Genomic DNA, 21,323 nt, shown 5'->3' with positions numbered 1-21,323 from the left:
TAAGATGTTCTGTTGTGTATATTTTTTATAATTTGGGTACAAAGCTTGAGGTGTTTTCCAGGTAGTGGAAGAACCACTGGATCACAACTCCGAATTCCGGCACCAGCCTGGACTCCTTCCACCAAACCGTGTTGGGAGCGCCGGTAAAGGCATCCATAAAAAACAGCAGCGCACTGACAATCAAGGCGCCGCGCAGGGCACCGAAACACAGACCTAATAGTCTGTCGGTACCCGATAATCCGGTCTTAGCCACCAGCTGCCCGAGGATGTAGTTCACCAGGGCGCCCAAAATCAGGGTGGTCACAAAAAGAATAGCAATGGCAACGCCGTTACGGAGCATTTCATCCTGCATCTGTGTCAGGTGAACGGCGAGATCTTCATAGAATTGGCTGGCGACAAAAAAGGCGGCGAACCACACCAGCAGGGACATGGCTTCTTTAGCGAAGCCGCGGATCAGACTGATAAGGGTGGACAGTCCGATGACAAAAATAATGGCGTAATCAATCCAAACCATGGAAGGCTGTTTTCCGGTTGGGTTTCTGAATCGGCGCGATTCTACCAGAGCGCGAGCAGTTTCTCACCCCCAAGGTCAAAATAAATCCCAAGGGGGTGGCTCGCTGCGGTTCAACTGTGGTGTTGCTGCGGCTCAATTGTGGTGTTGCTACGTAAGTCGCGCGCTACTGCTCAAGCGGATTGTAAGACAGGACCTTGCCGTCGAGCTTGGTCAGGGCTTTGACTTCAACTTTGAGACGCTCAACCTTGGCCTGGGACACATCCGGCCCCACAAACACCTTGGTCAGGCTGCCATCCACGGGTTTGGAAGGCAACGTATAGGCCTTGAATCCGGCTTTGCGCAGCTTTTTCACCAAGGCATCCACGTTGGCGGCATTGCTGAACGCACCGAGCTGCAATGTCCAGGCGGCTTGCTGCGCAGCTTTGGGCTCAGACTTTGGCTCGGCTTTCACCACAGGCTTGGGCGCTGGCTTGGTTTCAGCTGCGCCAGCCGGTGGCTTGCTGTCTACTTTAGCTTCAGTTTTGGCCTCTGCTTTTGTCTCAGAGCGGCTGTCTGGCTTGGTTGCATTCTCAGCGGCGGCAGTCTGAGGCTTGTCCTCATTTGCCTGCACCTGTTTCAGGCTTTCATCCTGCCCTGCGCTGGTGTCAGCCTGCTCAGTGGCTTCACGGCTTTCGCCCAAATCCAGTGGTGCCAGCTCCTCAACGGCAAAACTTTCTTCCGGTGCGTTGACCACCCGGGATTCCGGCCGCAGCGGAATTTCGGCAAACTCCTCCTGCACCTTATCTTTTTTGCCATCAAGCAGGTCTGGCAGGAAGATAACCCCCAGAGCTACCAGCACTATGGTGCCGACCAAGCGATTCTGAAACTGACTGGACAAAACGGCTTCCCTTTAAGCTAATGATTTAAATCCGGATACAGTGTAAAAAGAACCGAACACAATTACCACATCCGTTTCCCCTGCGTCCGCGATAATGGCCGCTTTGGCGTCCGCTATCTCATCGAATGTGTCAAATACCGCGCCGGATGGCAAACTGGCCGCCAGCGCAGAGGCACTGGCCCCCCGCTCGCCGCCCAAACTCACCAGATACCAGTGAGCCACAACAGGGTTAAGTTCACTGAGCACAGCGCCGAAGTCTTTGTCTTTTAACATGCCGCAAAGCGCCAGTACCCGCTTGCCGGGCCAGCGCGACAGCTCCTGCTTTAAAAAACGGGCCGCATGGGGATTGTGGGCCACATCGGCAATGATCAGTGGCGAGTCGCTGATTTGCTCAAGTCTGCCGGCCAGGCGTGCCGTCACAATACCATCGACCAACTGCCGGTCACTGATCTCAAAACGCTCGCCCACAGCTTCGATGGTGGCAATTACAGTGGCAGCATTGGGCAGCGGCAATTGCGGCAGCGGCATCTGCTTAAGCGAGCGCGACTTGCCCTTATAGCTCCAGCTATCGGACGAGCGCTGGTAGGAAAACTCCTGCCCTACCCGGTACAAGTGCGCACCGAGATTGTCGGCCACTTCATTGACGGTTGCAGGCAGGTCTGGTTCGCCCACCACCGCAGGCCGGGCTGCGCGGAAAATTCCTGCCTTTTCACGGCCAACCAATTCGCGGGTGTCGCCCAGATATTCTTTATGATCCAAATCGATGGAGGTGAGCACCGCAATATCGGCATCAATCAGGTTGGTGGCATCGAGCCTGCCCCCCAAGCCGACTTCCAAAATCGCCACATCAAGCCCGGCCTGTTTGAACAGCAAAAGCCCGGTGAGGGTGGCAAATTCAAAGAAGGTCAGCGAAATCTCGCCTCTGGCGGTCTCAATGGCATCAAACGCCTTCAGGATCGCTTGGTCGTCTGCGTCCTTGCCATCGATGCGAATACGCTCGTTGTATTTGAGGATATGGGGCGAGCTGTAGACGCCCACCTTAAGTCCGGCGCCGCGCAGAATGTTCTCCAGCATGGCGCAGGTGCTGCCTTTGCCATTGGTGCCCGCCACTGTGATAACCAAAGTACCAGGCAGCGACTTCACCCGAAGGCGGCTTGCGACCTCACTCACCCGGGCAAGGCCCATATCGATTTCTTTGGGATGAATGGCCAGCAGGTAGTCGAGCCAGTCGTTGAGAGAGGCGCCTTTTGGCGGCGCCGAAACTGTGTGCTGCGTCATCAAGACTCCTTTCCTGTATCAGTTGCTGAGAAGCGGAAACCTATTAGTCGGGCATAAACAGTGGCCCCAGCGCAAGCTTTGGCAAGCCAAAGCTTTCCGGGTAGGTCACGTCCACCAGATACAGACCGTGGGGTTTGGCCGTTGCGGCCGCCTGGTTTCTGTCTTTGAGTTCAAGCAGGGTTGCCATCCAATCCAGCGGCTGGTTCCCGAGGCCAATCTCCAGCAGGGAGCCAACAATGTTGCGCACCATATGATGCAGGAACGCATTGGCCTGAATATCCACCACTATATACATGCCATGGCGGCTGACGCTCACCTTGTGCACATTGCGAAACGGGGTGTTGGACTGGCAACCTATGGCACGAAAACTGGTAAAGTCACGTTCACCCAAGAGCGCCTGGGCGGCCTCATGCATGCGCTCGACATCGATATCGCCGTGGTAGTGACTGACGCCCTTGCGCAAAATGCCAGGGCGGAAATTGTGATTGAAAATCACGTAACGATAACGGCGGGCGGTAGCAGAAAAACGGGCGTGGAAATCATCGCTCACTGGCATAGCCCAGCGCACGGCGATATCGTCGGGCAAATGCACGTTTACCCCCAGGGTCCAGGCGCCTTCTTTTCGCACCGCATTGGTGTCGAAATGCACCACCTGGCCGGTGGCATGCACGCCTGCGTCGGTACGTCCGGCACATTGTACCTCGATGGGTTCGTTGGCAACGATGGACAATGCCCGCTCAAGCTCAGCCTGCACCGAGTTCACCTCGGCCTGGCGTTGCCAACCATAAAATTTGCTGCCGTCGTACTCAATCCCCAAAGCAATGCGCATCTTTCAAATATCCTGCCGGTCAAAATCGATAAAGCGCGGCGATATTACCATAAAGCCGGTATAAAACGGGCATAAAAAAGCGGCGCACAGGGCGCCGCTTACTTGCTGATATCCGCTTAACCTATTTCGCCCAGAAGCTCAGCCGCTTCGGCCTTCTGGCGGTCATTACCGTCCATTTCCACTTCTTTTAGCAGCGCTCGGGCGCTGTCTTTATCGTCAATTTCGATGTAGGCACGGGCCAGATCCAGTTTGGCGTTGACTGAGTTTTCCTCATCATCCACGTCAACCATGGCGGTATCACCAATCAGGCTGTTCACCTCGCCGATATCCATGTCCAGCTCGCGATAAGGCTCAGGCTCGCTGTCATCGGCATCGTTGAGCAGCTTGTCGATATCGATAAAGCCATTTTCCTTCTGGAAGCTGCTTAAATCGTTATCCATGACCACCTTGGCCTGCCGTTTGGACTTTTCACTGGCATCCAGTGCCGCCAGGGCTTCATCCACTGTCATGCTGTGCTGCTCGTCCACATCCAGCATAAACTCGTCGTCACCATCATCGCCCTGGGCGGCAAAGGCTGACAGCAGATCGTCATCACTGACATCAACTGTGGCATCGGCATCGGGTTTGGAGGGTTCCCACTCGAGTACGTTCGAGCCCTTGTTAGCCTTGAGATCGTCAAAGAAACCGGAGTCCCTGGCAGAGACAGCTACAGGATCTTTAGGGGCTGACGAGCTAAATTCCAGCGGCGCCTTGCTGTCAGACTTATCCGATTTGGCCACAGCTGCACCAGCACCTGCCAACGCGGCACCGGCCAGAGCTACATCCGCGGCAGACAATCCATCGTCTGCATCATCGGCAGCGATATCGCCTGCAATATCATTAGTATCGGACTCAAAACCTGCCAGCAGCGAATCCAAATCATCGTCTGCATCGCTCAGCGGCAATTCATCGCCAAGACCGGCGGCAATGTCCTCATCGGTGCCAGCAACCTCGTCGGGGGCATCGAAAGATGCCAGCAAGGCATCGAGATCGGTATCTTCTTCGGCTTCAGCGCTGCCTGTATCAAGCTCGCTGTCCAAATCGAGCTCGGAGGCAATGGCATCACTGAGGTCGTCGGTGCCTGTCTCTGAGCCAGTATCTGGGACAGTCGCAGCAGCGGCTTCTGCCGGCGCATCAAAGCTTGCCAGCAGCGCATCCAAATCGTCTTCAGTCTCTGCGTCTAGCTCAGCATCAAGTTCAGCGGCAATGGCGTCAGATAAATCGTCTTCCGCAACTGTTTCAGAAGTTGTCTCGGTTTGCGCTGGCGCATCGAATCCTGCCAGCAGTGCATCCAGGTCTTCTTCAGTCTCTGCCTCGGCATCGAGTTCAGCGTCAAGCTCAGCAGCGATGGCATCGCTCAAATCGTTTTCAGCAGCTTCAGTGGCTATTTCTGTCTCTGCCGGGGCGTCGAAACCTGCCAGCAGCGCGTCCAAATCTTCTTCGGTATCGGCCTCGGCGTCGAGTTCAGTGTCCAGCTCTGCTGCGATAGCGTCACTTAAATCGTCTTTAGCTGCTTCAGTAACAGTTTCTGTCTCTGCCGGGGCGTCAAAACCTGCCAGCAACGCATCCAAATCCTCTTCGGCATCCACAGTGGCGGCATCGGCACCAAGCTCGGCTTCAAGTTCGGCAGCAATGGCATCGGCGTCAATTTCAGGCTCAGCAGGAACAGCAGCTTCTGCACTTTCTTCTGCACTTTCCTCCGCCATATCGAAACCGGCCATCAGGGCATCGAGATCGTCTTCCGCCTGAGTCTCTGTTGAGGCCTCAGCTTCGGCTTCTGGCTCTGGGCTATCAAAACCCGCCATCAACGCATCGAGGTCATCGTCGCTGGAGGCGTCTTTGGCGGCGATGTCAGCATCCAGCTCACCCATCAGGGCGTCCAGATCTTCCGAGTCGGCAGTTTCAGCAGGCATTTCCAGCTCAGCCATCAAATCGGCAGGATCGGTCGACATTACGTCTTCGATATCAGACTGCTCGCCCATGGCTTCGGCCCACAGGTCATCCAGTGACTGGCCATCGTCGGCAAAATCATCGCTCTCGGCCGACTCAACCACCAGATCCTCGCCTTCCAATTCAGCTTCAGGCTTGAGGTCAACATTGTCCAAGTCGAGCAAGGCGTCAAGGGATTCATCTTCGTCACCGGAATCCAGATGAACCGCCATTTCATCGGCGCTTGGCTCATCGGCCATCACAGCTGCGGTGGCAGCAGTGGCAACGGCCGCGGTGGCTGCAGTGGCCACTGCGGTTTCTGTCATGGTGGCGGGGGCGTCACCCTTAGAGCGTCGGCGCAGGAACATCCACACCAGCAGCAGCACCAACAGCGCAGGAATAACAGCGCCCAGCACCAGCAGCAGCGGGTTATCCATCAGGTTGCGCCACATATCGTCGGGCTTATTGGCCTCGACTTCGGCGAGAGCCTGCGCTTGTTTAAGTTCTTTGTTTTCGGCTTTCAGCTGCTCGTTTTGCTCTTTGAGCTGGGCAAGCGATTCATTCAGGCCCTGCACTTCTTCGGTCAGTTGATTGACCTGCGCGGTGAGCGCCTCGATATCATTATTGCGAACGCCAAGAGCTTCGGTTAAGCGGCTGATTTCAGAGGATAACGCCTGATTTTCTTCCACCAGCTTGGGGTCAATCTGAGGCACGGTAACCGGAGCGGGCTCTGCCTTTGGCGGCTCGGCTTTAACTGTTTCGGTTTTTGGTGTGTCGGTTTTGACTGCTGCAGGCTTGGTTGCCGGTTTGGTTTCCACTTTGCCGGTGCGCCAAGCCTTGTCCTGGGATTCAGCACGCTGCTGCGCCATGCTCTTGGGGATAGACAGCATGACTTCCCTGGATGGAATAAGCAGGATCATGCCCTTTTCGAGGGTGTTGTAGTTGGCGCCGCTGAATGCGTGAGGGTTGGCATCGTAAATGGCTGCCATCACCTGATAAACACTAACACTGCTGTCGGGTCTGACTTTTTGAGCAATACTCCAGAAGGTGTCCTGGGGAGTAGTGGGTCCATACTGACGCTGGTTGGCTTCGCGGCTTTGTCCATCTGGACCTGTTATTTTTAGCGGCTCGGCGGCTTCAACTTCACTGAACAGGGGAATGGCAGCAACGGCCATTAATGAGGCCAAAATGCCTGCGAGATAGGAGGTACGAAAGTTCATCAATTATTCCCTTTCAAGCGCTCAAGGTTCGCCCGGTGACGACTTGCTTTAGGCAATTGTATTTATTGAGATTACTATAAACCAGAAATCCATGCCCTGCTACTGTTCACATTTGCAAAACAAAAAAAGCCCGCGCGTTGCGGGCTTTTTCAACAATCTCAGCGACTTCGGGCTGTTTTACAGGTAGTCGCGGATGAGAATTTCACCAATCTGAACACTGTTCAGGGCGGCGCCTTTACGGATGTTGTCAGACACCACCCAAAGGTTGATCCCATTGGGGTGAGAGATGTCGTTACGCACACGGCCAACGTACACAGGATCCTGGCCAGCGCCATCGGTCACTGCGGTTGGATAGTCATCATCGTCTTCAAACAGCACTACGCCAGGGGCATCACGCAGCAGCGCTTTTACAGTTTCTGCATCCACAGGGTCACGGGTTTCGATGTGTACCGCTTCTGAGTGACCATAAAACACAGGTACACGCACCGCCGTTGGGTTCACCAGAATCGAGTCATCACCGAAGATTTTGCGGGTTTCCCACACCATCTTCATTTCTTCCTTGGTGTAGCCGTTATCCTGGAATTTATCGATGTGTGGCAGCACGTTAAAGGCAATCTGCTTTGGATAAACGCTTGGCTCTACCGGCAGGCCCTGCAGCAACTTGGCACACTGACCGGCCAGCTCTTCGATGGCCTTCTTGCCGGTACCGGATACCGATTGATAGGTACACACGTTGATTCTATCGATACCGTAAGCATCGTAAATCGGCTTCAGCGCAACCAGCATCTGGATGGTAGAGCAGTTAGGGTTGGCAATGATATTGCGGGTACGGAAGTCGGCAATGGCCTCCGGGTTCACTTCCGGCACAACCAGCGGAATATCCAGGTCATAACGGAAGTGGGAGGTATTGTCGATAACCACGCAGCCATTGTCGGCGGCAATTGGCGCCCACTTGGCAGATACATCACCACCGGCTGAGAAGAAACCAATTTGCGCCTGGGACCAGTCGAAGGTTTCAACGTCAAGAATTTCCACCTGTTTACCATGGAAGGTCACGGTATCACCGGCGCTGCGGGCGCTGGCCAGAGGGAAAAGATTGGCAACGGGGAAATTACGCTCTTCGAGGATCTCGATCATAGTCTGACCCACGGCGCCCGATGCACCCAATACAACGACATTAAATTCCTGCGACATAATACTCAACCGACGTTAGAAAAACCTAAAAAGGATAACCAATCTACCTCAGATCCCATGACGTTTTCCAGCTTAAGGGCACTGAATTCTCGCCTGTGTTGGTGATTTTTTCTCATATTGTCAAAACCCAGGCTATCGGTGCCACTTTGGCGGAATTGCCAGTCGTCATCCCGCAGGTCATATACGCTGCGACACAGACTCAGCAGCGCCTTTTCATCGGGCACTGACTGCAAGCAAACCGAAGCCAAACGAAACGGCGGCAGCAAGGTGTCCAGGCTCTTGTCGGCGTTTACGCCAAGCTCACGACACAGCGCCTGATACAGCATAAAGGTGCCGCGGGCCTTACCTTCGAGACTGTATCCGGCAATGTGCGGAGTGGCGATGTCGGCCAAAGGCACCAGCTCAATCATGGGGCTTGGCTCCCCTTCCCACACATCCAGCACCAACTTAATGTCAGTACGGCTGGTTTTCACTTTGATCAGCGCCCGGTTATCTATCACTTCGCCGCGGCAGCAGTTAAGCAGCCAGGCGTTTGGCTTGAGCGCATTTAAGCGTTTTTCGTCAAAAAGATACCAGGTAGCATGCTCGCCCTCTTTGGTAAGCGGCACATGCAGGCTGACTACATCCGCCCAGGCTATCAGCTCATCAAGGTTATGAAACGCTCTGGCATCGCCGGACTTGGCCAGCAATGGGTCGCAGAGCCGATATTCAACGCCGTAGGCATCCAGACAACGACTCAGGGCCGAGCCTGTGTTGCCCGCACCGACAATGGCGACTTTCTTTTCTTTAAGCTGCTCGTTATAGCGGCTGGCGAGTTCCATCATGGCGATAAACGCATATTCACCCACAGCAGTGGCGTTGCAGCCCGGCGCATTGGCAAAAGGAATGCCCAGACTCCCCAGCAAGGCCTTATCAACATGATCTGTGCCTATGGTGGCGCTGCCGACAAATTTAAGCCGCTGATTTTGTGCAAGCAGCGCCGCATTCACTTTGGTGACCGAGCGCACCAGCAGCACGTCTGCATCGGCGACCTGCTCCGCAGTTAAACTGCGGCCATTAACAAAGTGGATGTCGCCAAGCTCCCCAAAGAGCGCGTCCACATAGGGCATATTTTCATCGGCAAGGATTTTCATCTGCAAAGCTCCTGTTGCTGCATGGCGCGCATTGTAACAGACAATAAAAAAGGGAAGCCTGGCTTCCCTTTTGATTTTGCGAAAACTGTGCTCGCAAATATGTCTGACGCGGCCGCTTAGCGGTACTTACGCATCACCAGTGTGGCGTTGGTGCCGCCGAAACCGAAGCTGTTGCTCATTACTGTGGTGAGCTCAGCATCGCGGTATTCGGTCACAATCGGCATGTCAGCCGCTTGTGGATCAACGTTTTCTACGTTGGCGGAGGCAGCAATAAAGCCGTTTTCCAGCATCAGCAAGCTGTAGATGGCTTCATGCACACCAGCTGCGCCCAGCGCGTGGCCAGTGAGTGATTTGGTTGAAGCGATGGGAGGCACGTTACTGGCAAACACTTCGCGGATGGCTTCGAGCTCGCGCACATCACCAACCGGAGTAGAAGTACCGTGGGTGTTGATGTAGTCGATTGGGGTATCAACATCTGCCAGGGCCATCTGCATACAGCGCATGGCGCCTTCGCCGCTTGGGGCTACCATGTCGTAACCGTCTGAAGAGGCACCATAACCGATAACTTCGGCGTAGATCTTGGCGCCGCGGGCCAGCGCGTGCTCCAGCTCTTCAACAATCACGATACCGCCGCCACCGGAGATAACAAAACCGTCGCGGTCTGCATCATAGGTGCGTGAGGCTTTTTCTGGGGTTTCGTTGTACTTGGTAGACAGCGCGCCCATGGCGTCGAAGCCCATGGTCAGGGTCCAGTCCAGCTCTTCGGCGCCACCGGCGAATACCATGTCCTGCTTACCCATTTGGATAAGCTCGGCAGCGTGACCGATACAGTGGGCAGAGGTGGCACAGGCAGAGCTGATTGAGTAGTTGAAGCCTTTGATTTTGAATGGGGTTGCCAAACAAGCAGAGGCAGTAGAAGCCATGATACGCGGCACAATGTATGGGCCTACGCGCTTCACACCCTTTTCACGCAGGGTGTCGGCCGCCTGCACCTGGTTGGAAGATGAGGCACCGCCGGTACCCACCACCAGGCCCACGCGGGGATTGGAATATTGTTCTTCAGTCAGGTTGGCATCGCTGATGGCTTCCTGCATGGCGAGATAGGCATAAGCTGCCGCATCACCCATAAAGCGCAGCGCCTTTCTGTCGATGTGCTCAGCGGGATCCAGCTTGATATTGCCCCAAACGTGGCTGCGAAGCTGCATCTCTTCAAACTGAGCGGAATGGGTAATACCGCTGCGTCCGGCCTTGAGTGATTCGGTCACTTCTTGTTTGTTGTTACCGATACTGGAAACGATGCCAATGCCGGTGATAACGACTCTTTTCATGTTTTACTATCCATTCCGTACTGGGAGTACCAATTTTAGTGCGCCAATAGTATCCCCTTTGGCGCTTTTAAGTGGTCAGCTTTCCATAAAGGGCGGTAAAATAATGCCAATTTCGCGACATCGAGTAAATTTTTTTAGCCCCATGCCCGAGTTTTTTGCCATCGATATGGCCTTGCCATCATCACTGCCCCTGCCTGAAGGCCCCTGTGTTGTGCTGTTTGAGGCGCTGCCTGAGCCGCCGCTTTGGCAGTGGCTGCTCGCGGCCGTGCGAACAAATACGCCCTTTGCTGACATCCACACTGCCACTCTCCAGAATGACAGTATCAGCGCAGCCTCAAGCACCAGCATACAGCATACGGCTAAAAAGCCATTGCAGATCATCATGCTGCTAAAAGATGAGGCAGAGCTTAACGCCCTTGCTATGGATGCCGGCCATCCGCTCTCGTCCTTTGCCATGGCCGCGAGCCACATTAAAGGCGGACAAAGGTTTCATCTTGATGACAGCTGCTGGCTCGACTTTTACCTTTGTGAGCAAAACAAAGCCGCCACACTCGCGACCTTCGATAAAGCCAGTGTTGATGTGCTTATTCGCCCCAGCGGGCCATTTGAGCAGACAGCGCTTAATCTCATGCACCAAGGCAGCATACTGATTGGCGATACCAGGCAAGACATGCCAATAGAGCGTCCCATTAAGCCCCCTTTCAAACCAAAAGATATCAGCATTGTCGGCGCTGGGGTGGCTGGAGCCAGCCTTGCGCTGTCGCTGCTTTGCCGTGGCCATAAGGTCAGGCTTTACTGCGCCGAGGCTGCACCCGGCATGGGCGCCTCGGGGAATCGTCAGGGCGCCATTTACCCGCTGCTGACACCAGAGGACGATGCGCTGACCCGGCTGTTTGTACCGGCCTTTTTGTATGCCAAACGCTTTGTGGAGTCCCTGGCTCATCATCCCCTGCCCTTCGATTTTTGTGGCGTGCTGCAAACCGGCCATGATGAGCGCGCCGCTGAGCGCATCGAAAAACTTTTGGGAAGAACCTGGCCCAAAGAAGTCGCCAGGCGGGTCGATGCCCAAGAGGCAAATCACATCGCCGGTGTGGCCATCGATAAGGGCGGCATCTATTACCCCCACGGCGGCTGGGTGTCACCGGCCAAACTCTGTGAGGCCGCCATTGCAGAAGCCAAAGTTCTGGGGCTTGAGTGCCATTTTGATGTGAATATCAGCACGATTGAGCAAACCTGTGATGGCTGGCGCCTGTGCACTCCGGCAGGTGACATTGATACCAAGGTTCTGGTGCTGGCCACCGGCCACAGGATAACGGAACTTGCCCAAACCCAGGTGCTGCAACTGGCGCCTTTTCGTGGTCAGGTAAGCCATGTGCCCACCCAAGGCAAACTTGGGCTGCTTAAAACCGTGCTCTGCGCCCACGGCTACTTTACGCCCACTGACGGCGGCAGCCACTGCATGGGCGCAAGCTATGTGCGCAGTGACACTTCCGTCGAGTATCGCGAGCAGGAGCAGCAGGAAAACCTGCACAAGATGCAGGAAAGTTATCCCGGCAAAGACTGGGTGAAGGATTTGGATATCAGCGGCCAAAGCGCCCGCGCAGGTATTCGGATGGTAAGCCGCGATCATCTGCCGATGGCGGGCGCCGCGCCCGATGTGGCAGAAATTCAGGCGCAATATCAAGCCGTTGGCCATGGTCCCAAGGGGGCTCAATACTGGCAAAGCCACGCTGCGCCTGTGCATCCCGGGCTCTATATCTTCTCAGGCCTCGGCTCGCGGGGTTTATCCAGCGGCCCGCTGATTGCGGAGTGCCTGGCAGACAGCCTATCAGGCACTGTGCCAGTGCTGGAGCGCGCCGTGATGGATGCGTTAAACCCCAATCGTATGTGGCTCAGGAAGCTTAAAAAAGGCAAGGCGCTGGACTGACAACAGCACTGGACTTACAACAGCTTAGTTACGAAAAGCAAAAAGGCAGGTTGAACCTGCCTTTTTCGTATTTGATGCCAAGTATTTGATGGCCAAGTATTTGATGCCAAGCGACTTGGTGTTTGATACCCGGCGACTGTGTCTTCCATGCCTGGCGGCTCGGTCTTCAATGCCTGGAGGCTTTGACAGTTAAAACTGGCCGCGCAGCTGAGCCCAGGCGGCTTCTACCAGCGCGTAGTCGGCGTCGGACAGCTCACCACGGGCGGTTTCAAGGCACTTTTCCATCTTGCCGTCCAACAGCGAGTTATCGATGCCGCCTTCGGTTTCAAGTTCTGCCAATGCCACGGCAAAGTGGCCCTGCAAATAGCCGCTGGCGAACAAGGCATCATCATCGCCGCTCGCTACTATGCCCTCAATCCAGTTATCCAGGGCGGTGTCGTATTTCTCAAACATCTGTTACTCCGTCGGATTTGCGACCTGATACATCACATAGTCGCGGTAGCCTGTCACTACCCGATAATAACCAGTCAAGGCCTGGTCCAGTTCTGGGTCGCCACTATCCACGATAAGCGGTCGCCCTTCAAGGGCTTTCAGCTTGGTTTTGGTGGCAACAATCAAAATATTTTCTTTACCCACCCGCCGAATAAGCGCCGGTGACAACTGCTGATTGCCACGGCCAAGGATATGCCCCTGGCCACCAATGAGGGTGATAACCAGCTTAAGTGGCTGATTTTCGGTTTGCTCAAGCAACTGCTGAGCGGTCAGATCCGAGGCGATAAGCGTACGGTCCTGAACCAGATCCACCCCAAGCAGGGTATTATCGAGCCCAAGTTCTTCCATCACGGCCGCAACAGTGCTGCCGGAGCCCATGATATAGAGGCTGTCGTCCATCTCAGAGGCGATTTCGGCGGCAATATCGGCAAGCACCAGCTCATCGACTTCCTTGCCGCCCATCTTCACTGCCTGCACATAGCGTGGCTCGGCCGGAACCAGCATCTCACCAAAACGGCGGGCCCGCACAGTGCCCTGACGAAAGGCCTCTTCGTCGATATCCATCACATCGGCGCTCATCAGCGACACCAATTCGCCCTGCATCAGCATCTTGAGCACCAGCCCCGAGGCCTTGGGGGTAATACCATAGACACCCGAATGGATTTTCACTCCGGCCGGCACGCCAAGCACCACCTGCTGCTCATCCACTTCGGCAAAGACGTCACGGGCGGTGCCATCGCCACCGGCAAAAAGCAGCATATCCAGGGTCTCACTGGCCAAGGCTTTTACTGCCTCACGGGTATCCTTCGCCGTGGTTTGCTCGCCTTTGGGTTGATAGTGCACCTGTATCTCGAAGCCGAGTTCACGGCACAGGTCTTCACCCATGCTGCCTGCTGCGGTATGAACAATAAACCGCGCTTTATAGGGCAGCACCTGCTCAAGCGCCGTGCGCATCCGCAAATGTGCCTTCGGCTCGGCGCCTCGGGCAAGCGCTTCTTCGGCCACGCCGTCACTGCCTTTAAGGGCAACGCTGCCGCCAAGCCCCGCCAGCGGGTTAATAATGAGGCCCAATCTGAACTTACTGGCCATGGTGTTCCTCTTTTTGTGGGTACTTCTTATTCTGTTCTAACTTGTCTTTAAACGGCTGCCGTTTCGACTCTACGTCCCGGCAAAGGCAACACAAGCAGTGCCGCCACAAAGGCAAAAGCGGCTGCCAGCACCCAGCAAAGGCTTGGGTTATAGCTGTAGACCAGGCCGCAGGCCCAGGTCCCCAGCGCCCCGCCAACACCGAAGCTGAGACTGGCATAGAGCGCCTGCCCTGTGCTGCGGCGGCTCACATCAAACTGTTGGTGAATAAACTGAATAGAGGCGGCATGCACTAAGCCAAAGGTAAAGGCATGCAACAGCTGACTCAGCGACAACCAGAAGAGACTCTCAACGCCCCAAGCCATCATCAACCAGCGAAATGCGGTAAATAAAATGCTGATAAACAGCAGTGGCTTGATACCGTATTTGCCAAGTAGCCTCGGCGCGAGCATAAACATGACGATTTCGGCAATGACTCCGAGGGCCACAAAGAGACCGGCTGTCGCCTCGCTGTAGCCGGCATCTTTCAAATACAGCACGAAAAAGCCGTAAAAAGGTCCGGCGCTCATTTGCAGCAAGATGGCCGACAATAGAAACCAGCCGATGGGGCCGGCCAGTTTGACTTTCACCTTGGGCGTATCCCGGCTTAGCTTCACCCGATTGGCAGGCAGCGGTAAACAGGCCGCCAGCATACCGGCAAAGAGGCCCATGCCGATGTAAGGCAACACTTCCGGGCCCCAGTGACCTATGGCAAAGCCGGCGGCCACCACCAGTACAATGTAACCCAAACTGCCAAAGCTTCTGATGATGCCATAGCGCTGCGGCTTATCACCAAGGGTCTCCAGGGTTATCACCTCAAGCTGCGCCAAAATCGCATTCCAGAAAAAGGTATACACAGTGAGGCTGACCACCATGTACCAGAAGGCGCCCGGATGGAAGAAACTTAAATAGGTAAGTGCACCCGCACCTGCACCGATTTTAATCAGCTCACTGCGCATCCCGGTTTTGTCGGCAACTATGGCCCACAGATTAGGCGCAATGATGCGGGTGGCCATAAGAATGGCAAGCAGAGAGCCGATTTCAGTGGCGTTAAAGCCGCGGGATTCGAAGAAGACGCCAAGGTAAGGCACCATGACGCCAAGAATGGCAAAGAAGAAGAAATAACAGGCGCCGAGCCAGCGTAGCTGAACCTCGGCGCTCATGGGTGACGTCTTGAACACGGCTTTCCTTAAGAGCGCATCCCCAGCACAGGGGTTTCGCTGTGCACGTACTGATTCTGAGCACGGTGTCTGAGCAGATGATCCATCAATACAATCGCCAACATGGCCTCGGCAATAGGCACGGCGCGAATGCCCACGCAGGGGTCGTGACGGCCCTTGGTAACCACTTCAGCAGTATTGCCCTGCACTGTCATGCTCTCGCCGGGAATACTGATACTGGACGTTGGCTTAAGCGCCATGTGCGCCACAATCGGCTGGCCGGAGGAAATGCCGCCAAGCACGCCGCCGGCATGGTTGCTGGCAAAGCCCTCGGGTGACATCAAATCACGATGCTCGGAGCCCTTTTGGGTCACTACAGCGAAACCATCGCCTATTTCCACGCCCTTCACGGCATTGATACCCATCAGCGCATGGGCGATGTCGGCATCGAGACGGTCAAACACAGGCTCACCCAGGCCCACTGGTACATTGGTGGCAATCACGCTGACCTTGGCACCGATGGAGTCGCCGGATTTTTTCAGCTCGCGCATATATTCATCCAGCGCTTCAAGCTTGCTGGCGTCGGGGAAGAAAAAGGCATTTTGCTCAATCTGGTCGCGGTCGATGTGCTCAGCCTCAATGGGCCCAAGTTGCGACAGGAAACCGTAGATCTCAATTCCGTGAACGGCTTTGAGGTACTTTTTCGCCACGGCACCGGCAGCAACCCGCATGGCGGTTTCACGGGCGGACGAACGGCCACCGCCGCGGTAATCGCGCAGGCCGTACTTTTGCTGATAGGTGTAATCGGCGTGGCCAGGGCGGAACAGGTCTTTGATATTGCTATAATCCTGGCTGCGCTGATCGGTGTTTTCGATAATCAGACCAATGGAAGTACCTGTGGTTTTGCCTTCGAAAACACCCGACAGAATACGCACTTCGTCCGGCTCACGGCGCGCCGTGGTATAGCGGGAAGTGCCCGGGCGGCGGCGGTCGAGATCATGCTGCATATCGGCTTCGGTAAGCTCGAGGCCCGGAGGGCAACCATCGATAATGCAACCGAGCGCCACCCCATGGCTCTCGCCAAAGGTAGTAACCACGAAATTCTGACCTATGCTGTTCCCCGACATCCGCGCGCGTATCCTCTTGTCTGATTAATCTGTAACCTCAGTGGCTTGCCCCGGCGCTACCGAGGCCGCCCCATTATTCCCTATCTTTATAGATGGCGAACAGTGATTCATTTTCAACTAGCTGATCGCGGGTGAGCACAAAGACTCCATCGCCACCCCGCTCGAAGCTGACCCAGGTGAAAGGCACTTCTGGGAACTGTTCCATTAGATGCACCATGGAGTTGCCCACTTCCACCACCAGGATGCCCGATGGCGTCAGGTAGTCGGCGGCATTGGCCAGGATGCGCTTGGTGATGTCCAGGCCATCGCGGCCAGAGGCAAGACCAATAGCCGGCTCATGGTGGTACTCATCCGGCATATCGCCGATATCTTCTTCATCCACATAAGGCGGGTTGGAGACAATCAAATCGTATTGCGGGCCCTTGGGAATGGCCGAGAACAAATCCGACTGCATCGGGAACACCCGCTCAATCAGTTCGTGGGATTCCACGTTGATTTGCGCCACATCCAGCGCATCTTCACTGATATCCAGCGCGTCCACTTCAGCTTCTTCGAAGGTGTGGGCACAGGCGATGGCGATACAGCCACTGCCGGTACACAAATCGAGAATGCGACCAACTGGCTTGTTGTAAAGCCATGGACCAAAACGGTTTTCAATCATTTCAGCAATGGGCGAACGTGGTACCAACACCCGCTCATCCACGTAGAATTCGAGCCCGGCAAAGAAGGCGCGGTTGGTCAGATAAGGCACTGGCAGGCGCTCACGCACCCGGCGGATAATCAGCTCAACAATCTTGTGTTTTTCGCTGCTGGTGAGGTTGGCGTTGATGACTTCACGGCCCAGATCGTCGGGCAGGTGCAGCGCATGGAATACCAAGGCAACTGCCTCGTCCCAGGCGTTGTCGGTACCGTGGCCATAATAGACCTTGGCATCGTTAAAACGGCTCACGGCCCAGCGCAGCATATCTCCAATGGTGCGAAGCTCGGTGACCGCTTCATCAACAAATATCTTATCCAAAACAGGCTCCAGCGATATGGTTTGCGGGCATTGTAACTGAACTCTGTTCACTTGGCACAGGATTCAATAAAATAGCGCCATGACCAAGATTATCTCCCAAGAAGGCCTGGAGGAGTTTCAGGCGCTGGTCGACGGCATTCGTCCGCTGACTCAGGATAAAAAGCACTTTGGCACCCCGGTAAAGACCCGCGCCGAGCTCGATGAGCAGGCGCCGAAACTGGCGGCTTCCCATTATTTTTCAGATACCTTTCAGCCACTTTTGCCGACCGAAGGCCCGATGCGCTGGCGTGCCGACCATGCCGATTATCTGGTACTCAAACGTTTGCGCCGGGGCGATTATGTGCCGGATCTGATTTTGGACTTGCACGGTATGCGTCAAACCGAGGCCAAGCTGGAGCTGGCGGCTCTGGTTGAAGCGGCTATCCGCGAGCAGTGCCAGTGCGTGAGTGTGATGCATGGCTATGGCACCGGGGTGCTCAAGCAGCAGTTACCTCTGTGGCTTGCGCAGCATCCGCAGGTACTGGCCTTCCATCAGGCGCCCAAAGAATGGGGCGGTGATGCAGCGCTGCTGGTACTGGTGGATTTAGGCGACCTACCCCATCGACGCTGAAGCCATGTTAAAAGCACAAAAAAAGCAGCCAGATGGCTGCTTTTTTATTGAATGGGTTCAATTGATGGTATGGGGGTTGTGCATCCACACCTGATGGCACTGTTCACCGTGTTTATCCAGCAAACACACACCGGAAGTGGCAAACAGTGGCGGCTCGGTGCCACGCACCAGCTCACTGACCATGTAACCGAGCAGCGGCATGTGGGCAATCACCAACACCTTATCGGCTTTGTATTGCTCGGCATAGGCTACCACCAGACTGGCGGCAGTAGCGGGATCGGCAGATGGCGTTAAATCATCCAGTGTCATCCACTTACGCGGCTCGGGGAAATGGGTCGCCAGCTCCTGCCAGGTCTGCTGGGCACGCAGATAGGGGCTGACCAGAACCAAATCGAACTCGCTGACAAGACGGGTAAGGAAGTTACTCATAACGCTGGTATGGTAACGTCCGGTGTCGGTAAGGGTTCTGTCTCTGTCCGACAGTGCCTGATAGCCTGCCTCACCGTGCCTCATCAAAAATAGCTGCATACTTCTTTCGCCGCCCTCTGTGTTATTTCGCGCCAATTGTAGCCCGAATTCATGATGTGACAAACTGAAAAAGCGTTAATCTTTAGTCGACAAGCCCACGGATTGTTTGCCAAAAACCTGTCTGGCTATCAATATATAACGATTCCTCGACTTTGGAGACTCGCCTTGCCGGTCAACCAGAAACCCGTCACCAGTCCAAACGATCACCGTCTATATCGTTACCTTGAGCTGGATAACGCGCTCAGGGTGCTTTTGGTGTCTGACCATCAGGCGAGCCAGGCCGCAGCCTCCATGGCAGTCAATGTGGGCCATTTCGACGACCCGGCGCACAGGCCCGGCATGGCGCACTTCCTTGAGCATATGCTGTTTTTGGGCACCGAAGCCTATCCTGATCCCGGCGAATATCATGCCTTTATCAACCAACATGGCGGCAGCAACAACGCCTGGACCGGCACCGAGCACACCAATTTTTTCTTCACCATCAATGCCGATGCCTTTGAGGAATCCTTAAGCCGCTTCAGCCAGTTTTTTATTGCACCGCTGTTTAACCGCGAACTGGTCGATAGAGAACGTCAGGCCATTGAGTCGGAATACAGCCTGAAACTGAAAGACGATGTGCGCCGGGTGTATCAGGTTCATAAGGAAACCGTGAACCCAAAACACCCGTTCAGCAAGTTTTCGGTCGGTAATCTTGAAACCCTGGCAGGCGATCAGGACGCAGTACGTGAAGAGCTGCTGGCGTTTTACCGCGCCCATTACAGCGCCAACCTGATGACCCTGTGCCTGGTGTCGCCAGAGTCGCTGGATACTCTTGAAGCGCAGGCGCGCACCTATTTCAGCGCCATTGCCAACGGCGCCATCGTCAAACATTACCCCACTGAGCCACTTTATACTGAGGCCGAGCTGGGCGTGTGGGTGCAGGCAATCCCGCTGAAAGAGCAAAAGCGGCTGACCCTGACTTTCCCGCTACCCGGCATCGATAACCTGTACCGCCGTAAACCGCTGACCTTTTTAAGCCATTTACTCGGCAACGAAAGCCAGGGCAGTCTGCAGGCCGTGCTCAAAGAAAAAGGCTGGGTAAATCAGATTTCTGCCGGTGGCGGCGTAAATGGCTACAACTTTAAAGACTACAACATCAGTTTTCAGCTTACTGATCGTGGCCTTGGCAAGCTGGATGAAATTATTCGCCTGACCTTTGAATACCTTGAACTTATCAAGCAAACGGGACTGGAAGACTGGCGTTATCGAGAGCGTGCCAGCCTGCTGAGACTCGCCTTTCGCTATCAGGAACAGATTAAGGCGATGGATTTGGCCAGCCATTTGTCCATTAACATGCATCACTACGGTGTGGACGACCTGATGTTCGGCGATTACCGCATGGACGGGCTCGACATTGGCGAGTGTGCGGGGCTGCTTGAGCAGATGAGTCTGGATAATCTGCGGGTACAGCTGGTGTGTCAGGAGCTGGATACCAACACCCAGGCCGATTGGTACCACACGCCCTATCTGGTGCGAAAACTCACAGACGAAGAGCGGGCGCGTTGGACACCAACCGGTGACATTGATGCCCTCACCCTGCCGGAGCCCAACCCCTTCATTGTGGATGATGCGCAGGCCAGACCGGACAAAAGCCAGTCTGAGGTACCTGTGGTGGTGGCCGAAGCGGCTGGTTACCGGCTGTGGCATAAAAAGGATGATGAATTCAAGGTTCCCAAGGGGCACCTGTTTTTATCGCTGGACTCAGACCATGCCAGCGCAGACCCACGCACTGCAGCGCTGACCCGACTTTATGTGGAAATGCTGCTCGACTACCTCACCGAATACACCTATCCAGCCGAGGTAGCAGGTCTTAATTACAACATCTACCCGCACCAGGGTGGGCTGACCCTGCATTTAAGTGGTTTTACCGGTAATCAGGAAACCCTGCTGGCGCTGCTTATTAACAAGGCCCGCGAACGCAACTTTACCCAGGAGCGCTTTGATGTCACCAAGCGGCAACTGCTTCGCAGCTGGTATAATGCCGCCCAGGCCAAGCCCATTTCGCAACTCTTTACCAGCCTTACGGTAACCCTGCAGCGACGCTCCTATGAGCCACTGCGGATGGCTCAGATGCTGGAAGAATGCACCCTGGAAGACCTGCACGACCACGTACGCGCCTTTTATGAAAAGATTTATCTTGAAGGCCTGGTATATGGCGACTGGCTAACCGATGAAGCCAAGGCCTTGGCCGAGCGGCTCAGCCATATACTGTCGCTGGTTTCCACCCCCAGCGGCGAGTCGGCCCGTGAGCTTGTCAACCTCGCCGGCAAGGGCACAGTTCTGAGAGAGCTTTCTATCAACCACCAGGACAGCGCCATCATCGTTTACTATCAGTCCCCGTCTGCCACGCCCGAGAAAATGGCATTGTTTGCGCTGATGAACCACACAATGTCATCCACCTTCTTCCACGAACTGCGCACCGAACAACAACTGGGCTATATGGTAGGCACAGGCTATTTGCCACTGAACCGGCACCCAGGGATGATTTTTTATATTCAGTCCCCTTCCGCCGGACCGCTGCAATTACTCGAAGCAATAGATGAGTTCATTGCCGACTTCAGCTATGCGGTCATGCAAATTACCAAGGAGCAATGGGAAGCGACCAAACTTGGCTTGATTAACCAGGTTATGGAGCACGATGCCAATCTCAAAACCCGTGGCCAGCGCTATTGGGTCAGTATTGGGAATAAGGACTATGGTTTTAATCAGCGCGAACTGGTGGTGGCCGAAATCGAAAAGCTCACCCGAGCCGATTTGATTAAATTCATGATGCAGAAAATGCGCACCAAACACTGCGATCGACTGGTGATGTTCAGCACCGGAGAGCAGCATCGTCACCTGGACGCGCTGACATCCGAACGAATGATAACCGATCTGCGGACTTTCAAACTTCAGTCAGAGAAATTCAGTCTCTGAGACGATTTTGACGCACAGCCTACCTGAGAATCACCTATTG

17 protein-coding genes are annotated in these 21,323 nt (G+C 55.0%); 3 read left to right on the top strand and 14 right to left on the bottom strand.

Annotated elements, in window-relative coordinates:
* Positions 1 to 25: 25 nt before the first annotated feature.
* The 8 genes from MJ923_RS06785 to fabB all read right to left on the bottom strand — a co-directional run bounded on the left by MJ923_RS06785 (position 26) and on the right by fabB (position 10,341).
* Positions 26 to 514, bottom strand: a complete 489-nt coding sequence (locus tag MJ923_RS06785; protein ID WP_240590449.1) for a CvpA family protein — start codon at positions 512 to 514, stop codon at positions 26 to 28.
* Positions 515 to 677: 163 nt separating this feature from the next.
* Positions 678 to 1,391: a cell division protein DedD gene (gene dedD, locus MJ923_RS06780; protein WP_240590448.1), complete on the bottom strand. Its 714-nt coding sequence runs from the start codon at positions 1,389 to 1,391 to the stop codon at positions 678 to 680.
* A gap of 12 nt (positions 1,392 to 1,403) precedes the next feature.
* Positions 1,404 to 2,669, bottom strand: coding sequence for a bifunctional tetrahydrofolate synthase/dihydrofolate synthase (folC, locus tag MJ923_RS06775; RefSeq protein ID WP_240590447.1), 1,266 nt, complete (start codon positions 2,667 to 2,669; stop codon positions 1,404 to 1,406).
* Between the two features lie 43 nt (positions 2,670 to 2,712).
* A complete protein-coding gene (gene truA / locus MJ923_RS06770; RefSeq protein WP_240590446.1) occupies positions 2,713 to 3,498 on the bottom strand; it encodes a tRNA pseudouridine(38-40) synthase TruA in 786 nt (261 codons plus the stop codon).
* A gap of 116 nt (positions 3,499 to 3,614) precedes the next feature.
* Entirely contained in the window at positions 3,615 to 6,686 is a 3,072-nt protein-coding gene (locus MJ923_RS06765) for a FimV/HubP family polar landmark protein (protein WP_240590445.1), read from the bottom strand.
* 177 nt (positions 6,687 to 6,863) lie between these two features.
* Complete coding sequence (locus MJ923_RS06760; RefSeq protein ID WP_126167304.1) at positions 6,864 to 7,880, bottom strand: aspartate-semialdehyde dehydrogenase; 1,017 nt, start codon at positions 7,878 to 7,880, stop codon at positions 6,864 to 6,866.
* 5 nt (positions 7,881 to 7,885) lie between these two features.
* A complete protein-coding gene (locus MJ923_RS06755) occupies positions 7,886 to 9,013 on the bottom strand; it encodes a 4-phosphoerythronate dehydrogenase (RefSeq protein WP_240590444.1) in 1,128 nt (375 codons plus the stop codon).
* A 116-nt stretch (positions 9,014 to 9,129) separates the two neighbouring features.
* A complete protein-coding gene (gene fabB, locus MJ923_RS06750; protein WP_126167306.1) occupies positions 9,130 to 10,341 on the bottom strand; it encodes a beta-ketoacyl-ACP synthase I in 1,212 nt (403 codons plus the stop codon).
* Positions 10,342 to 10,483: 142 nt separating this feature from the next.
* Between fabB and mnmC1 the strand changes: the two genes are divergently transcribed.
* A complete protein-coding gene (gene mnmC1 / locus MJ923_RS06745) occupies positions 10,484 to 12,268 on the top strand; it encodes an FAD-dependent 5-carboxymethylaminomethyl-2-thiouridine(34) oxidoreductase MnmC1 (RefSeq protein ID WP_240590443.1) in 1,785 nt (594 codons plus the stop codon).
* Positions 12,269 to 12,457: 189 nt separating this feature from the next.
* On the opposite strand, the gene MJ923_RS06740 is transcribed toward mnmC1, so the two are convergent.
* From MJ923_RS06740 to prmB, 5 genes are all read right to left on the bottom strand, one after another.
* On the bottom strand, positions 12,458 to 12,721 hold the full coding sequence (locus MJ923_RS06740; protein WP_240590442.1) for a YfcL family protein: 264 nt from the start codon (positions 12,719 to 12,721) through the stop codon (positions 12,458 to 12,460).
* Between the two features lie 3 nt (positions 12,722 to 12,724).
* Positions 12,725 to 13,849 (bottom strand): ATP-NAD kinase family protein, encoded by a 1,125-nt coding sequence (locus tag MJ923_RS06735; RefSeq protein ID WP_240590441.1) that lies wholly within the window; start codon positions 13,847 to 13,849, stop codon positions 12,725 to 12,727.
* Between the two features lie 47 nt (positions 13,850 to 13,896).
* Entirely contained in the window at positions 13,897 to 15,048 is a 1,152-nt protein-coding gene (locus tag MJ923_RS06730) for an MFS transporter (protein ID WP_240590869.1), read from the bottom strand.
* 26 nt (positions 15,049 to 15,074) lie between these two features.
* A complete protein-coding gene (gene aroC / locus MJ923_RS06725; RefSeq protein WP_240590440.1) occupies positions 15,075 to 16,172 on the bottom strand; it encodes a chorismate synthase in 1,098 nt (365 codons plus the stop codon).
* A gap of 73 nt (positions 16,173 to 16,245) precedes the next feature.
* Complete coding sequence (gene prmB, locus MJ923_RS06720) at positions 16,246 to 17,190, bottom strand: 50S ribosomal protein L3 N(5)-glutamine methyltransferase (RefSeq protein ID WP_126167311.1); 945 nt, start codon at positions 17,188 to 17,190, stop codon at positions 16,246 to 16,248.
* Between the two features lie 79 nt (positions 17,191 to 17,269).
* On the opposite strand from prmB, the gene smrB reads away from it, so the two are divergent.
* Positions 17,270 to 17,800, top strand: a complete 531-nt coding sequence (smrB, locus tag MJ923_RS06715; protein ID WP_240590439.1) for an endonuclease SmrB — start codon at positions 17,270 to 17,272, stop codon at positions 17,798 to 17,800.
* A gap of 57 nt (positions 17,801 to 17,857) precedes the next feature.
* Here smrB and sixA read toward each other — a convergent pair whose 3' ends face one another.
* Positions 17,858 to 18,328 carry a phosphohistidine phosphatase SixA gene (gene sixA / locus MJ923_RS06710; RefSeq protein WP_240590438.1) on the bottom strand — a complete coding sequence of 157 codons (471 nt, stop codon included), beginning with the start codon at positions 18,326 to 18,328 and terminating at the stop codon, positions 17,858 to 17,860.
* Positions 18,329 to 18,493: 165 nt separating this feature from the next.
* Between sixA and MJ923_RS06705 the strand changes: the two genes are divergently transcribed.
* Entirely contained in the window at positions 18,494 to 21,283 is a 2,790-nt protein-coding gene (locus tag MJ923_RS06705) for an insulinase family protein (protein WP_240590437.1), read from the top strand.
* Positions 21,284 to 21,323 lie beyond the last annotated feature (40 nt).

The organism is Shewanella zhuhaiensis, from assembly GCF_022484835.1.
Classification (GTDB): Bacteria; Pseudomonadota; Gammaproteobacteria; order Enterobacterales; family Shewanellaceae; genus Shewanella; species Shewanella khirikhana.
Note: the sequence above shows the minus strand (reverse complement) of the source record. Positions and strands in the feature narration are given on the sequence as shown.

Excerpts from the sequence above, each read along its gene's own strand:
- MJ923_RS06785 (WP_240590449.1), bottom strand. The coding sequence starts at position 514 with ATGGTTTGGATTGATTACGCCATTATTTTTGTCATCGGACTGTCCACC.
- MJ923_RS06730 (WP_240590869.1), bottom strand. The coding sequence starts at position 15,048 with ATGAGCGCCGAGGTTCAGCTACGCTGGCTCGGCGCCTGTTATTTCTTC.
- sixA (WP_240590438.1), bottom strand. The coding sequence starts at position 18,328 with ATGCAGCTATTTTTGATGAGGCACGGTGAGGCAGGCTATCAGGCACTG.
- fabB (WP_126167306.1), bottom strand. The coding sequence starts at position 10,341 with ATGAAAAGAGTCGTTATCACCGGCATTGGCATCGTTTCCAGTATCGGT.
- smrB (WP_240590439.1), top strand. The coding sequence starts at position 17,270 with ATGACCAAGATTATCTCCCAAGAAGGCCTGGAGGAGTTTCAGGCGCTG.
- MJ923_RS06760 (WP_126167304.1), bottom strand. The coding sequence starts at position 7,880 with ATGTCGCAGGAATTTAATGTCGTTGTATTGGGTGCATCGGGCGCCGTG.
- folC (WP_240590447.1), bottom strand. The coding sequence starts at position 2,669 with ATGACGCAGCACACAGTTTCGGCGCCGCCAAAAGGCGCCTCTCTCAAC.
- MJ923_RS06765 (WP_240590445.1), bottom strand. The coding sequence starts at position 6,686 with ATGAACTTTCGTACCTCCTATCTCGCAGGCATTTTGGCCTCATTAATG.
- truA (WP_240590446.1), bottom strand. The coding sequence starts at position 3,498 with ATGCGCATTGCTTTGGGGATTGAGTACGACGGCAGCAAATTTTATGGT.
- mnmC1 (WP_240590443.1), top strand. The coding sequence starts at position 10,484 with ATGCCCGAGTTTTTTGCCATCGATATGGCCTTGCCATCATCACTGCCC.
- MJ923_RS06735 (WP_240590441.1), bottom strand. The coding sequence starts at position 13,849 with ATGGCCAGTAAGTTCAGATTGGGCCTCATTATTAACCCGCTGGCGGGG.
- MJ923_RS06740 (WP_240590442.1), bottom strand. The coding sequence starts at position 12,721 with ATGTTTGAGAAATACGACACCGCCCTGGATAACTGGATTGAGGGCATA.
- aroC (WP_240590440.1), bottom strand. The coding sequence starts at position 16,172 with ATGTCGGGGAACAGCATAGGTCAGAATTTCGTGGTTACTACCTTTGGC.
- MJ923_RS06755 (WP_240590444.1), bottom strand. The coding sequence starts at position 9,013 with ATGAAAATCCTTGCCGATGAAAATATGCCCTATGTGGACGCGCTCTTT.